This window comes from Bdellovibrionales bacterium, from assembly GCA_016714165.1.
GTDB lineage: Bacteria > Bdellovibrionota > Bdellovibrionia > Bdellovibrionales > UBA1609 > JADJVA01.
On record JADJNU010000001.1, the window covers coordinates 848,951 to 864,978 of the forward strand.

A 16,028-nucleotide genomic window follows, 5' to 3' on the forward strand; every position below is an offset into this window, starting at 1 on the left:
ACCTCCAAGCAAAACCAACAAAGTGAGCGCAAGATATCACAAAAAACAAAAAATGGCCTTGGTTATGATATTACTTGCGAAACCAATCCCGTCAATGCGGTTTGCCGTTTTCGATTGTCAATCTTATTCACAGCCATTGCGAGAGCTTTTCGACTCCCCACGAAGACAGCTAATTTCTTGGCTCTTGTCAAACCTGTGTAAATCAAATTTCTAAAGAGCATATTAAAATGTTGACCAAGAACCGGTATCAAAACGACTTGGAATTCCGAGCCCTGACTTTTGTGAATTGTGATCGCATAGGCCAGTGAGAGCTCATTCAAGTCCTCTCTTTCAAAGACCACTTCCCTGCGACCATCTCCTCCACTAAAACTGACATGACAAGATCCGCCTTCCGTATCAATCTCAACAATTCGACCAATGTCGCCGTTAAAAACTCCCAAATCATAATTGTTTCGTGTTTGAATCACCCGATCGCCAGTTCTCAGAGTTCGCCCGCCCATCTGAAGCTGACGCTTATGGGGAGCTTCGGGATTGCTTGCTGCTTGCAAGCAATGGTTCAAGTTCATGGTACCGAGCGTACCCCTGACCTGAGGGGTCAGCACCTGAATCTCGACCTCTGCTCCGCCCATCCATTCTCGAATGGATTTTGTGTAGAGCCTCACAACAGAATCGACTGCCGTCAGACCGTAATGAAGCGAGGACCAGGGATGAACTGATTTTAAAATCGTCTTTAACTCAGCAGCTCCCGCTCCGGCGTGCAGCAATTGGTTCAAATCCACGTTTCGAAATTTTTCTGGAATCATTAAAATCGGCTCCCGAACACTTTGCTCAGTCACCTCTGAGGGTAGAAGGAGTTCGTCGATTTCAATTCCTTGAGCCGCTTTTTGTAAGCGTCCAACCCATTTCTCACCGCTCCTCAGTAAATGAGTCTCGCCCTCAGCCACTGTGCGCTCCAACGCCGCCTTCGCACGACTGAGAAATCTCAACTGTTCCTGAGTGGCCTCGTCAGAATCCACGAAAAGACAATCGATGCCCTGAGCAAAAGCCTGAGGCTCGGCCAAGGGAGAAAGGATTTTTGGCAAGCCGCCACTATTTATTTCGTGAGCAAAGCGAATGATCGACGAAGATTGAGCCTGACGAAAAACCTGAGTCAACCGAAAACGAGGGATCTCGGGACTCTTGAGCAAATCGGCCAACACATCACCAGCTCCGACCGCCGGCAACTGATCCGGATCACCGATGAAAAGCACTTGCGCTCCATTGGGCACAGCTTTAAACAGGCTCGCTGCAAGCCCAATGTCCAACATCGATGTTTCATCGACGATCAAAAAATCAACTTGCAACTGATCCGTTTCATCCTTTTTAAATCCAGCCTTCGCTGGAGCCCACTCCAACAAACGATGAATTGTTTTGGCTTCGATCCCGATCACTTCGCTCATTCTCTGTGCCGCTCTTCCGGTGGGGGCCGCTAGCAAGACTCTTCGTTTCATGGCAAGAAGCAATTGAACCAAAACCTTGGTGCAGGTTGTCTTTCCGCATCCGGGCCCCCCTGTGAGAATTGAAAACGGGTGAGCCGAAATTTCACACACAGCCGTCATCTGCTCTTCACTGAGTTCAATCCCCTGCTGTTCACAGTACTTTGCAACCCAGCCCTTGATTCTCACCAGATCAATAGGCACCTGCTTTTTCATGAGATCCAAGAGGCGATCGGCCGTGGTCAGTTCGTCATAGTAGAGACTTTTTGAATAATAACAATCCTGCAGTTCGCTCCCTCGATAGCTCATTTTGCGATGCTTGACCTGATTTGTATTTTTAAGAAGAAGCAAGACCTCCATCAGGTTGTTTCTTTCGATGTTTTCTCTCAAGAGCTCCAGTGTCCCAACAACAATCTGTTCTTCGGTCAAAAAACAATGCCCCTCATCTCGACTGGCTGACAAAACGTGTTTTATTCCCGCCTCAATTCGAAGTTTGCCGGTTTTTTCAAATCCCATTGCCAAAGCAATTTTATCTGCTGAAAAAAATCCAATGCCATAAATATCATGAGCCAGCCGGTACGGATTGTCGGAGACGATTTGGATCGATTTGTCCCCGTAAGTCTTGTATATTTTTGTCGCAAATAGAGTGCTTATGCCATAGCCCTGAAGAAAAATCATCACATCGCGAATCGCCTGATGTTCCGACCATGAGGTTCTGATTTGTGCAATTTTTTTGTCTGCAATACCAGGCACATGAAGAAGCTCATTGATGCTCTTCTCAAATACCTCCAAAGTTCTTTCTTTAAAATGTCCCACAATCCTCTTTGCCGTCGCAGGTCCCACGCCCCGAATAAGACCCGAGCCCAAATACTTTTCCAAAGCCGCCGCAGAGGCAGGTTTTTTCTCTACGGCTCGCACAGCCTTAAACTGCTCTCCGTGCTGAGAATGATGACCATAAGTACCCCAAAACTCCATGGTGGCCCCGGCAAAAACTTTCGCCTGGTGAATCAGAACTGTGATGAGGCGACCTGGATCTCTAAAGGAAGAGACCTTTAACACAGTCCACCCGTTTTCTGGATTGTGAAAAGTGATTCTCTCAACAATACCCGAAACTCTTTCTAAATTGTCATCAGATGGGGTCACGGAGTTGTTCACTCAAAAAGTCCTAAACTGACTCCAAATCCAGTCGGAATTGGCTTTAAAAATGGTTTTAAACATGGACATTAAGAACAAGCACACATTCGACTTACATTCGGTGAACTCATCGATCGAGTCAACCTCAGAATCAATGAAGAGCAAGAGGGTCGGACACCTCGGACCATCTCGCTCAAACTACTTCGAATTACTTTGAACCAGCGCAAGCCGTAGAAGCACTGTTTGTTCGACAAAAGCTCTTGCACCCACTCCCTTGTCTTTGAGTCGTGGTGCAATAATCGTTCATGATATCAAAGCAAGCCGGTGTAAAAACCTTTTCCTCAAGATCACAGTTATTATCGGGAAGACCCTGATTCGTTCCAGCCGATGCAAGAGTGGTAGAGGCCGCAACTCCCGAACCTGTCGTGCCTGCTGTTGTTGGAGAAGCTCCTAAGCCCTGTCCATACGGTGAGCCATTGCGCGGATTAGATCCCCATCCACCACCTGCTCCTGTGCCCGTCGAGCCGTTTGCTCCGCCCCCTGAGCTCGCCACCGACGAACCAGATGATCCTGACTGTGATGATCCTGAGCCTCCAGCGCCACCTCCACCCGGATTGGCAGTGAGGGCCATGCCACCAGACGATCCGGGGGATCGGCCTCCTCCCGTTGTTGGAGCCGCAGCAAGCCCTGTTGAACCGGAACCCGTTGTTGCGGACGAGAGGCTCCGAGCACCGGATGGCCCGGGGGAAACATAAGGGGCATTGGAGCCATTTCTCGGGTCGCCACTGTTGCTCGGCGTGGTTACCGCCACCGCCGAGCCGCTGGTCGAAATAGAGGCTTGGAGACACGGCCGAGGACTATTACCTTGTGTCACACAGGGAGCTTTGGGACCAGTACCACCCCATATCTGGCTTGGAGTTGCCGCCACCTTCTCGCCGCTCGAATCACCGTAGCTCCCATCTGATCCACTTCCTCCCGTCCCACTTCCACCCAGCGCACCTGCACCCGTCAGAGCCGTTGCTGCGGCCGTTTGCGTCGCGACCGACGTGGCCTGAGAGACCACACTCGATGCCTTGGCTACCACGTCCTCGAGGCAAAGCCCCGCTTCCCGAAAGACTCCACCGCAGTATTTCATCGCCGTGTTGTGTCCCTGATAGAGAGCGTATTCGGTTGAGGGGTTGATGGTCTTGCTTTCAGCTTCACAGGTCTCATAACAGGTATTGCGTAATTTAGCGCATTCTGATGCGGCCGTTCCCGCCGCCTGGGCGAGCATTGCCCCATTCGCTGCTAAATTTTTGGCAGCATCATTGATGGCCTCACCACCAAATCCTCCCAAAACGCCCCCTGGAGAGCAAGTATCTGGAGTCAAACAACACTGAAGTGCAGATTCAAAGCTGCTCTTGCAGTACGCCTTTAAAGTGAGAGGGTTCTTTGAAATCGCGTCCCTTTGTGCGCTTAATGAAGTGCAAATTCCACCATCGGCGAAAGCCAGGCCAAGATCAGGTCCAATCAGATTGCCAAAAAAGAGAATTACACAAACAATACCAACAAAAAAAAGAGTCTTCATTTTCGTTCCCCTTTAATAAATCCTGACTTCACTCATCTCCTTTGAGTGCAAAAAAAATGCTCAAAAACAACTGTACAAGAGAGTTCGCTAAACTCATTTATTCCAATAGGTTAAGTCATCTTCTCAATCTGAAATACTTGAAAATCTCGGACTAAAAGCGATCAGCCTCGACATCAACCGACCAAGCCATAGACACAACACATGGTCTACACATAGGCTATTTGCGTGTCTCAAAATGACTCAGTCTGAATTCATTTTAGAAGCAATTGGAAAGAATTTTGGGAACAATTATTTTCGTGTTTGAAGCCTTAATTCCCGACGTTTTTTTGCAGCCTCATAGCGGCGTTTCTCTTCGACACTCTGAGGAATCACTGGCCGCACAGGCATGGGTTTGCCATTGTCATCAAGTGCAACAAAAGTAAGATAGGCCGATGCTATCTGGAATTTTTCGTTCTGCACCAGATGCTCAGCTTCAACTCGAACACCCACTTCCATTGAAGTTCTGGAGACATAATTGACGGAAGAAACCAAAGTCACAATCCATCCCTTGTATGCTGGAGCCATAAAATTCACGGCGTCAATGCTGGCCGTGACAACGGGACGATTGCAATGCCGAAGAGCGGAAATAGCGGCGCAAATGTCGATCCAGGACATGATTACGCCGCCAAAGACACTATCAAGCGAATTTGTGTGGGAAGGGAGTATCATCTCCGTCATGACGACTGCCGAGTCACTCACAGGACGAGCTTCCACCACACAAACCCACTGTTAAACGTTAACAACTAATAAAACCGCGAATCAATTACCACCGAAAGAGTCAGCACCAGGTCCGCGATTAATTCCTGTGGGAATAGACATGCTAGAAACAACTGTCTGACTTCCTGCAGGTATTGTATCTGCGATCACATTCTGAGATCCGCCAACAATACTGTTATTGCTCGCTTCTTGTGCTGCTTGACGCTCTTCCTTTTCCACGAACCCGAAGTGCGGTAAGCACCATACGATCAGCTGGGCGCGCGACTTGACGTTCATCTTTTTATAGATGTTAGTCAAATGGAACTTCACTGTTTTCTCTGTAACGAACAATTGGTTCGCAACTTCCTTGTTGGATAAGCCCCTCGTTACCAGCTCAGCTACTTCTGCCTCGCGGTTTGATAGACCTTTTTGAATCAGGACATCTCTGAGCATCCTTGCTCCCTCCCCCGAATTAGGTGTTTTAATTATTTAAAGATCCGCTTCCTAGATCATGCGATGGCCCCCATCTGACCACCTGTATTAAAGTCTGCCCAGAAATCCAATGTTTCGCAAGTCCTTCTTTCCTATTTTTTTTTAAACTGGACTGATTTTTTTAGGTTCTGTTTCTAATGATTATTTAACGGTTATCTTGTCTCAATTATTTGATTTTGTTCTGAGCTCTACCTGGATCAAAGGACAATCTGCCTGCAAAGTAAGCACAATTTCAAGTCGTTTTTCGAGCGATATTCTCGACCCTCTTTGCAAGATCAGGCTCCAATTTCACCCCAAAAACATCATCGACCTGACGCCCCCAAGTGAAGGCCTTTGCCCAGCGAATGCTGCATCCCTCCTGAGCCAGAGCCTGGGCCGCGGTCAACAAAAGACCCGGGCTGTCTTTTCCGCGAAAACTGAGAACGGCCTCATTTTCGTCTTGATTGACAAGCTTCACCCGGTCAAACTTCGCCTCAGGCAAAGTCACCTTATGTAAATCAATAAAAGACATCCATTTTTTTAACTGGGCCGGCGTCCGGGACGATTTGACCCGAAACCAATCGTAAGCACCGAAATTCTCATAGGTTTGAACGACCGCCTGCAGAATTTGACAACCGGAGGCAAATAATATTTTTGTCCACTCCAAAAAAAGACCCGGTCGATCTTCCCGACTGTGAAAGCGGATCCAATATTCCTTCCCCTTTGCTTTCCAAATAAACAATTCCAGATCACCACGATCCGAACCTTGCAGCTTCCGAAAGTCCGCCAAAAGGTATCGATCGGGAATTTGTTCTGGAAGAGAGGGATCTAACTTATCAATAAAATCATCGCTCAATTGAACTTTTGATTGATCGGCGCACTCCAGAAGTTTGACGAATTTACCCGCTCGCGGAGAAGTCACAACAGAATAGAGATCCATCAGAAGCCGTTCTTTCCAGTTCGACCAAGCCTCAGGGTTGGTCGCCATGATGTCTACGGCTGTAAAAAGTGTCAGACGCTTCAGCCGATCCCCTTTGATCCCAAGGTGATGCAACTTTTGCCAGGTTGATGAAGAGTGAGGATTCATTCGAAATGCGGCGGTGGAGATATCCAGGTGTCTTTCGACCATCCAGGCCACTTCGACTGTCAATCTCAGTGGCAGCTTCATGGCAATGAAATCACGCTTGACGAGTTCAGCTCCTTTTTTCGAATGATCTCCGCCCAAGCCCTTGGCCAAGTCGTGATAAAGGGCCGTCCACATCAGAATCTTCCAGTCGTCAGAGGTCATTTCCTTCACCAAGAGCTTGAGTTTTCCCACACGACTGGGACGCCGGTAGATTCTCTGAACAACTCTTATCGCCTGCTGAAGGTGCGCATCCACCGTAAACCGATGATACTGGTCATGCTGAACCAATCCCCCTACTCTTTTCAAATCTGGAACACAAAAATCCATGATTCTTACTTTGAAGAGGGCCAATAAATACTCCTCAGATTGATCAATCTAAAAATACTTTGTCAGCCATCTTCCGACAGAAGTCATATCTGGATTTTGTTGAACCAAATTTTCAATGACAGAACGCACTTTACCCTGACAAGCCTTGATGGATCTGACTGTAAAGCGGCAAAACAATCACTCGCTTTGTTAAGAGAAACGCTCTCTACCTCGTCGATGTATTTTTTAGAAGCCCTCGCTCTGTTGACCATCCAATCGGCGTAAAAGCTCACGCGACTGAGACCCACCTGAATATCCCGCATAAAGCTCTTCACCTCGGTGTATCCAAACCAAAGGGCAAGCTCCTTTTGATCGCCAGCACTGACGCTGTCTCCACTTCCCATCAAATGAAGACGACGCCTGATTGTCAGAAAGAACTGACGATATTTTGAAAAAACCTCGAGTGAGTGATGGCTCACTTGATCTTGAAATTTCTGAAAAGAAAGCTCGTGAACATAAAGGGCCTGTTGAAGATCTCTCAGCCCCCCAGGTCCGTATTTCAAATTTGGTTCAAGATAATTGGTAATAGAATCGTATCGCCGACTGCGTTCCCTCCGCTCTTCCCCCATGGCCCTCATGAGAGTTCTTAGAAATCGGCTTCCTCTTTTTCGAATCATTATCTTTTGGTGTTCCAGATCCTGCGCGACGGATTCGTTCAGGGCTCGACCATGAAGGACCGCCAAAACATCAAATGGCTCCACGCCCACAGTCCAATCCTGAATATCCTCAGGCACTCGATAGCGAAGCTTGACTCCCTCAGAAGTCAATTTTGTCACAAAAGACAAAATCTTTGACTCATCCCCGACCAACAAGACATCAATGTCTGACCGAGGGCTTAATTCTCCCCGTGCCCAAGACCCGAGTGCCACAGCTCCTATTTCTTCCCATTCTGGAATATGACTCAATCTTGCGACGAGCTTTGCTTCCAACCATTCAAAGAATTCAATTCCCTGACCTCCCTCCGATGGGAGCCACTGACCAGAGGCCTGAAAACCACCCAGTCCCTCTGCGATCTCTGCTGCATTTAAAAATGATTTTGCCATTAAGATATTCTAAAACGACATCAAAATCAAAACAAGGCTTCCTGCTGACTCTCTCTCGAGAGAGCCTCCGGGCCTACTGGCGAATTGTAATCCAAAAAGCTCAATTGCCCCGGAGCGGACGACTTAAAGGCTTCAATTCTCTTCAGAAGCCCTTGGGCCCTCTGAGTGACTTCCTTTGGCAGACCCGCCAATTTTGCCACTTGTATGCCATAAGACTTGTTCGCGGGTCCCGCGACCAAAGTGTGCAGAAACTGGATGTCACCAGATTTCTCCACGATCGACATATGGGCATTTTTCACTCGCGGAAGGCGAGACTCCAGCTGAGTCAGCTCATGGTAGTGGGTTGCAAATAAGGTGAGGGACTTCTTTCGCTCAACAAGAAACTCAAGAATAGCTTGAGCCAAACACATTCCGTCATAGGTCGAAGTCCCTCGCCCCACCTCATCCAAAATGACAAGCGATCGTGCTCCCGCATCATGCAACATCTCAGCCGTCTCCTGCATCTCAACCATAAAAGTCGAAAGGCCTTCGGATATATAGTCACTGGCTCCAATGCGCGTAAATATTCGATCAAATATCGGCATCGAGGCCGACTCAGCAGGGACAAAACCTCCGATCTGAGCGAGAATTGCAGAAATGGCAACTTGCCTCATCAGAGTCGATTTGCCGGCCATATTGGGCCCAGTTAGCAACAAACACTGTCCTTCATCCAAAGAAATATCATTTGGAACGAATCGTCGATTGACCTCCTGCTCCACAACCGGATGACGACTTGATTTCAATTGCAATTGTCCGTTTGCAAACACTTTTGGTCGGCAGTATTTGTACTCTAAAGCAAGCCAGGCCAATGAACTCACGACATCGAGTTCACTCCAAACTCTGGAGAGAATTAACAAATCGGCAGAAGCTCGCAAGATGTGCTGGCGAAGTTGAACAAAAATCTCCCGCTCCAATTCGAGGCGCTTTGTCCGAGCGGTTAAAACTTTCTTTTCAAGCTCGATCAGCTCGTCGGTTGTAAACCTCTCCGCATTCGCCAATGTTTGTTTCCGCAAATAGTGGCTTGGGACCTTTGTCTTGTGGGCATTGGTGATCTCAATATAAAAACCAAAAACGCCATTGTATCGGACCTTCAATGAAGAAATGTCGGTCGCGGCCTTCTCGCGCGCTTCTAACTCCGCGAGAAGTGTTTGGCTGTCCTCACTCAATCTAATCCACTCGTCCAATTGAGGATCAAATCCCCGCCGAATAATTCCACCGTCTTTAAAGTTTGGGGGAGCCTCGCTCTCAAGTATTTGATCTATTTTTTGCGTGAGCTGAGAACAGGTCTGCCAAGGAGAGGGATCCACGTCCTGATCGCAAAAGGATTTGATAGAAAGACCGACTTCAAGGGAGTCTTTTAAAGACTCCACATCCCGTGGAGAGCAGCTAGGACTGGAAATCTTCCCAAGGCGTCGTTCAACATCGCCCATGCCGGCCAGCGTCCTTCGAAGTGTCTGCAATTCGTCAAGACAGCTCGTCCACCTCTCTAAGCGATCCAACCTCTGATGAATTTCATTTTCATCAGCGAGTGGAAACTGGAGCCAAGTCTTCAAGCGCCTCCCTCCAGCCGAGGTCTTCGTCCGATTGATCGCAAAAAATAAACTCCCCTTTGAGTCTCCCTTGTAGGTTGAAAATATTTCCAGATGTCTGAGCACGGTGGGAGACATCACAAGCCTCTTTTCAAGTCGCCTCTCAACAAAATCTCCCAAAGTGGAGCTGAGCTCCGCCCCCTGCATCGACAAGGCATAGCTCAAAACTCGCAAGGCGCTGAGGGGCAGGACTCTATGGCTCTCTCTCAATGATTCAGATAGCAACGACTCGTTCAGCGCGTGGCCCGATAAAATCATATTTGAACCTTGATTGAACGTGACAGATTCATCAAGTGAACTCGCAAACTGGCCATCCAGCCACTCTGCACGCTGCCCTTCTCCCAGCACCAATTCTTTAGGGCAAAGAACTTTCATCAGTCGTCTCTGTTCACCGGCACTTGTTTCGCGATAGAAAAAGGCCTCCCCTGTGCTGGTATCCAAGAAACTGACCGTCTCAGAATCGTAGGAACAAAGATAATTGGCCGCAAGCTGATCCAAAGTATCAGGATCATAGACCATCCCAGGGCTCAAACAGCGAGTCACGGCTCTCTTCACAAGACCTTTTGCCTGCTTTGGGTCCTCAACCTGATCACAAATAGCGATTTTTTTGCCTGCTGCGAGCAATTTCATGATGGGGCCAGCGACGCTGTGGTGAGGAACCCCACACATAGGGGTGTCGTCCGCTGATTTCTTGTTTCTTTGAGTGAGGGCAATATTCAGAATGGGAGCCGCAATGCGCGCATCCTCATGAAACATTTCAAAAAAATCTCCCATCCGAAAAAGTATCACTTTGTCTGGATGCTGATTCTTCACCTCCCAGTATTGGGTCATCAGTGGAGTCAGGTTTTTTTCGTTTGCTGCTAAGGCCATAGTTACCCCCAGAAGCTCAATGGCTACCGAATGCACAGGAAGGGGTCAATGAAACAAATATCCATTGTCAAAGTTAAGGAAAAGACTTGAATTGGCCCAATCAGAGGTTTTGCCCAAGAAGAAAGAATGTCAGTTGCAATTAATTCATTGTCCCACAATTTAGTCTTTCTACTTTGGTGTCCTTGTAGTAGATCCTTTTGTTATGCAAGGCGTTGCAATAAAACCAATGGAGGCTTGAAAATGCGATACAAGATCTCCCAAAAAAACTTAGACTCATCAATTGCTTTAACTGTGTTAACGAGTTTGATGGTCTTTAGTTTTTTCTCTGGCCAGCCTTGCTATGGCGGGTTTCACCCTGACCGCTCAACCGATGGCACCTCTTGGAGCGATTCAAACATTCATCTCATGAAGCTGGAGAAGCAAATTTTATGGGCGAAGGCCAATCTGTCAATCCCCAATTTAGGCTGGGATGATCTCAACTACTTGAGTGCAATTGCCGAGACCAGAACTTCCGCGCTATTTCAAGCCAAGCCACAGGGGTTTCCCGACGGCGTTTCTTACCTCAATGTCAAGGCCTCAATTTTTTTGCAAATCTTAGAAATTTCTTTGCTGAGCCAAGGTAGCAAGAGACAACGGCTAATTGAAGAAAAAGGTTCCTCCCTTGATATCCCCTCGTCAATGACGGCCTCTGATTACCCTCAATCAGAGACGAATGGTGAGAAATGGTTTGGATTCATTAAAATTGTTAATAGCGATAACTTCGTTTGGATTCCGGACTCAGACTTGGAACTCTTTCCATTGCTCGAAAAATTGGTGCGCACTCTTTCCATTGCCTTCTATATTGAGCCAAGGCTCGATCTTTTTTCTCGGTCTTCTCTCCCCCTTTTTCAACAGACGTACTCAGGACAGATTCTTGTTACCACTCTGGCAATGGAGGATCTATTTTTTAGAATTATGCAGTTTGAGTTTCTCCGAAAGAGTCTTGAAGCTGAGGTTTCGAGTGCCATCAAAGATCAGGAATCATTGCCTTCAGAACAGCTTCTTAAATCATTCAGTGGTCGGATTCGTAATGCTCAGATTCGGGACCATTCGGAGTATTTGCAATCGGTTCTTATGAACACCCAGCCCGGTTCAGCCTTTCTCTCAAAGGATTTTTTCCCTGAGATGAGGACCTGGTTCTCCTCACTACCCCAAGGATCTTTGTACACCCAAAAAGACGGTCTTGGGTTAGCTGACCACAAGCGGCAGTTCCTCGATAATTTGGAAAATCTTGACCGCTTCTCCCTTGAAAAAATGAAAAGGAACGCATTTGCTTCAAATCAGTTTTATCAATTCACTTTGATTCAAGACTTTGTCTCTCTCAAGTCACGTAGATCCTGCCTTAAACTTGTTCGCTAATAAGGCCAAAAGAATTTTTAATAATGCTTGAGATAACTTTTCTTAATGATAAAAAGAAAAGTATTCATCTTTCCCTACAATATCAGACGCAAAAAATCTCAATTGTTGCGCAGCGAATATTTATGGGCTACTGAAAAGGCCAGCACGATCAATATCTGGAAATTCCAGGAAGAATTCAACTCTCAATCGACTTTTATGTATTGGACTGAGGAGGTTCGAGCATGGGACATTTTAGGCAGCAGACATTTTTTAATTTACGCGGTCTTATCAGTCTTGTCATTTCAGGACAGATGATCCTAGCACCGCTCGCTGCCTATTCTCAGGTTGCCACCTTGCCAAGAAGATCCACCGGCATGGGCCATCAGGCCCCAAGTAATCCGTTGGGCATTCAAGCTAACATAGACCTTGCCGATGACTCCAGTGGCATTGACCGAAAACAACTGGCCCAGCATGTTCAGACTGCTTATTGGGGCGCATTGGATCAGGAAATGCCCTTGTTGACTGAGTTTGCCCTTGGTGAACCCATTGTACCGAAAGGGAGTTTTTGGAGGCTCGACAGTAACAATCCGCTCGTAGACAAAGATCCTTTTTTCATGCGCAGTCAAGAATGGACCTCTCTCAACAAGACAGAGAGCATTGAGCCCATGCGAGCCTTCTTCGAGAAGGATGCTGCGGGCGATCTTCATCTTGGTCTCGGCGGAGTCTCTAAGCTGCTTCACTTGAAACAAAAATTCACTCCCCTTTTAGAAACGCCTGAATACATACTGCTTTCTGCAGACTCACTGGAAATATTCAAGAATAAAAATCCAAATGAGAAGAGCCCTGGCGAGGGAATTTTCTTTATAACAAAAAAGGACTTCGCCTTTGCCTCCCAAAATGAAACTCCAGTCCCCGTATTTTTCTTCGCGCTACCAGGTGAGGGATGGACAAATCTCAAGCACTCCTTTGAATGGATCATGACCGACCAGATTGTCATTTATGATCAGTCCAACGAGGGGCTCCCCATTGATAGGACTGATTTTACAGCTATGGAAGAGGTGGGTAGAAAGAATCTCATCCTCGCACAAACCTGGGCGGTCCTTGAAGGACAAGGTATGGATCGCAGCACAGTTCTGCCCCGCCCCGACACGACGGCCGCATTTGGTCTTTTTCTTTCAGGCCAGCTACCAGAGATCGGCAAGTACAAGTCCAATGCTCAGGCTCCAGCTTCTCGCAATGGCGAGCTCGTCGCGAGCAATAAGAGCAGGACGGGCCGCTTTCTCGACACGATTATAAATGCGCTTCTTCCAAAAGCAAGGGCAAGCGAAGATGATATTGCGACAAAAACTTCTCTGCTCAGCAAAGTGAGAGGCTTTTTCACGCGTCTGGGAGGCACAGCAGAGGGGCAAACAGAAGCCAATTCTGGGGCACCAACGGCGGCCAGCAGTTCTCCTGCTGGGAGTGGAAGCCCTGCTGCAAATGGTGGTGGTCACAATGGCAACGGAGAGACAGGTGGCCCCTCAAGCCGGAAGCTCTGGCTGACAAATGCAATCCTCTACGGAGGAACAGGGGCTGCGGCCGTGGCCCTCGCCCCCGAAATCGATTGGCAAGGGTTTCTGACCGTCGATTTGGGCGAGCGAGTCATGATTGTGACTGGCATGATGGCAAGTGTTGCTGCTGCAAGTCTGTACATGAAGCTGACTGTGTACAAAGAGAAATTTAAACAAAAATATCCCTATGTCAAAGGCAAGGATTCTGTATTTAAAAAGGAAGCGAATGCGGGCAAGGCCTTTTTAGACGTATTCACACACGCTCAGTGGTTTTCACTTTCCATGATTCCACAAGGTATTCGCCATACATTGGAATATCTCAAGGACAGATTTGTCCACGACAACAAATTAGTTGGAAAAGCTTGGGATTTCACAATGGGCTTTCAGATGCGCCAAAACGAACAACTGGCCATGAATTATAAGACCTTTTGGCTTGGGGCCATTGTTTTTGGAATGACGGATGCCTTCCTCTTAGGCGTGGATCTCCTTATTTTCTATCCTTATTTACTTCAACACTTTGGAACTGAGATTGCGGTTGGAGGAGCGGCTGCGGCCTTCGTATCTGCGGAGCTTTTGCGCAATTTTTTATCCTATTTGCAAGCTGGAGCACATAGCTATTCAGCCGATGTAAAAATGATTAACCTGGAATCCGTCGAAAAGCAGGTCAGAAGACAAATGACAGAACAAGGCTTGAATCCAAACTCGCCTCAGCATCAGATCCTGCTGAGAGATCGAACCAATGAAGTCATGGAAACGCGATTTAAAAATGTTGGTTTACCTGATAAAAGTCAGTTCCTGTTTGACCCCCTCAGTTTTATGCGAAAGGTAATTTCAAAAATGGGATTTTCATTACCTCAAGCCGATGAGTATGAAGCAATATGAAGGGGGCGGCGCACAAGCACGAGAGGAACTTGAGAAATTTGAGTACACCCTCCGGGACAGACATTGGGGCCTGACTCGACCCGCCGTAAACAGGGCTCTTCGAGTTGCCAAGAGATTAAATAGGGATAATCCGTCTGAAGTCGGCAATCAAACAGTCAGCGCTCTGACACTGGCGAGCCACAGTCTCAGCAAAATAAAGGCACGAGCTTTGGCTCCAATCAAGACGGTAACATCCAGACAGGGATTTGTTGAATTCACAACTACAATAGCGGAGCAAATCAGAGGTGCTCAATTAGATAACGGACTCGCCGTAACTAAACCCTTTAGGTATTTGGGTGCTGTCCTTGCGGGAGCTTATCAGGCCCTGGCGATCAATAGTACGAGAAATGTTGTCACGGCAAGAAGTGTCGTCTACGCCATGAGCGCAACGAGCATCGAGGGAATCGAGCATAATTTAAAACTGCTGCCCAAATCCTGGGTCGAAATGGCGGGATCTCGCGAGGCTGCCCTCGCGATGGCAAAATTGATCCACAGATCATTTTTAGCTACCTACGACAAGAAGCCAGAAACCCTTGAATTTGACTCAGAGCTAGAAAGACAGTTCGGGGATAAAGCTGAGAAGGCCCTAGAAGCCCGCCCTGATCTTGTTGCAATAGATCCCTTTCTTTACAAGATCTACCAAGAGGAAGGAATTCATAAGCTTCATCAAGCAGCAGTCGCAGAGGTAGAAATTCAGAGCTACACGCCACCAAAACAATCCTTTTATGAGAAAATGCAATGGCAACGGGCCCTAAGAAAGGCTGAATCGGCAAAGGCTGCGCTCCCTGACTCGCCTGGCGAATTAAGCTCAGATAAATTATGGGCTGACTTGTCCGAACGCTATCAAAATACCTTCGATATCAAGCTAGATCTTGCGGCACAGAGCAAGTGGGTCGAAGATGCCAAAGCGAGAGTTCCTCTTGCTCAAGCGATGGGGGGGAGAGTGGGTTTGCACATTGAAGATCCTGACAAATCCCCATTTGTTCAAGAAGTTATCATTCAGGCAGTACTTCGAGCAGAAAATGCTCTGAGGCTCCCAAATGAAGTTGCCTATATAAATACCCTGACAAATGAAGAGCGCGTCCTTCACGAGGCACAGATCTTTACAGAACATTTTTTGGATATCTACGTAGAGCGTTCTGTACACAGTCACGACCATATGAGATCTGACTCGCCTGAATATCCTGGGAGATTGCAATTTGTTCGGCGAGCCTTGGTTGGAAAGCCCGGTGAGAAATTCTTTTCTGGAGTTGCTCGAGTTTTAGAAGCTCTTTTTCGCAATGAGGAGACCTCCTATAAACCGGGGTTCTGGAAGATGGTTGATCGATCTCTTCCATTGATCCCTGACGCATTTCACAATTCTTTCCGCACGGCCAGGGTACTGCCTTATGCGCTCCTTTTTGGATACCCCGTCTCCTATTATGTCTGGCAAATTCACTTGCCTTTTATCCTTTACGCTATTTTAGTCGCTTCAAATTCTGTGCACATGACGATCGTTGAGTTCAACAATCGGATCATGAAGAATTTCAACATTAAGCCTATGAATGACGTTGCTTCCAAACTCATTTATGCGTGGATACACAGTCGCGGGACAAACTTACCGGCGGGGGCAATCCAAGTAACTGCCGATCGAGCTGTAGAGGCCTACGACACTCATGTCCTCCAGCCCGTTGGGAGGGCGCTTGATTCCGCAGTCATTGAGCCAGCGAGAGAAATAATTGGTAGATGTCGGGGGCTCTTGGGCGCATCTGCTGAAAGACCCTAA

The 16,028-nt window shown here is 47.5% G+C and carries 10 protein-coding genes; 3 read left to right on the top strand and 7 right to left on the bottom strand.

Features of this window, described 5'->3' with window-relative positions; genetic code table 11:
- Positions 1-62: 62 nt before the first annotated feature.
- The 7 genes from IPJ71_03755 to mutS form a co-directional block, all read right to left on the bottom strand.
- Positions 63-2,630 (bottom strand): AAA family ATPase, encoded by a 2,568-nt coding sequence (locus IPJ71_03755; protein MBK7842799.1) that lies wholly within the window; start codon positions 2,628-2,630, stop codon positions 63-65.
- Positions 2,631-2,817: 187 nt separating this feature from the next.
- Positions 2,818-4,176: a hypothetical protein gene (locus tag IPJ71_03760; GenBank protein ID MBK7842800.1), complete on the bottom strand. Its 1,359-nt coding sequence runs from the start codon at positions 4,174-4,176 to the stop codon at positions 2,818-2,820.
- A 288-nt stretch (positions 4,177-4,464) separates the two neighbouring features.
- Entirely contained in the window at positions 4,465-4,893 is a 429-nt protein-coding gene (locus IPJ71_03765) for an acyl-CoA thioesterase (protein MBK7842801.1), read from the bottom strand.
- 81 nt (positions 4,894-4,974) lie between these two features.
- Positions 4,975-5,364, bottom strand: a complete 390-nt coding sequence (locus IPJ71_03770; GenBank protein ID MBK7842802.1) for a helix-turn-helix transcriptional regulator — start codon at positions 5,362-5,364, stop codon at positions 4,975-4,977.
- Between the two features lie 271 nt (positions 5,365-5,635).
- The gene (locus tag IPJ71_03775) at positions 5,636-6,859 is read right to left on the bottom strand and encodes an HD domain-containing protein (GenBank protein MBK7842803.1); all 1,224 of its coding nucleotides are present in this window, start codon (positions 6,857-6,859) and stop codon (positions 5,636-5,638) included.
- A 59-nt stretch (positions 6,860-6,918) separates the two neighbouring features.
- Positions 6,919-7,917, bottom strand: a complete 999-nt coding sequence (locus IPJ71_03780) for a nucleotidyltransferase domain-containing protein (protein MBK7842804.1) — start codon at positions 7,915-7,917, stop codon at positions 6,919-6,921.
- Positions 7,918-7,943: 26 nt separating this feature from the next.
- Complete coding sequence (mutS, locus tag IPJ71_03785) at positions 7,944-10,415, bottom strand: DNA mismatch repair protein MutS (protein MBK7842805.1); 2,472 nt, start codon at positions 10,413-10,415, stop codon at positions 7,944-7,946.
- 240 nt (positions 10,416-10,655) lie between these two features.
- On the opposite strand from mutS, the gene IPJ71_03790 reads away from it, so the two are divergent.
- The 3 genes from IPJ71_03790 (at position 10,656) to IPJ71_03800 (ending at position 16,028) form a co-directional block, all read left to right on the top strand.
- Entirely contained in the window at positions 10,656-11,813 is a 1,158-nt protein-coding gene (locus IPJ71_03790) for a hypothetical protein (protein MBK7842806.1), read from the top strand.
- Between the two features lie 221 nt (positions 11,814-12,034).
- Positions 12,035-14,224, top strand: coding sequence for a hypothetical protein (locus IPJ71_03795; protein MBK7842807.1), 2,190 nt, complete (start codon positions 12,035-12,037; stop codon positions 14,222-14,224).
- Positions 14,205-16,028, top strand: coding sequence for a hypothetical protein (locus IPJ71_03800; protein MBK7842808.1), 1,824 nt, complete (start codon positions 14,205-14,207; stop codon positions 16,026-16,028). Before IPJ71_03795 ends, IPJ71_03800 begins: the two co-directional genes overlap by 20 nt.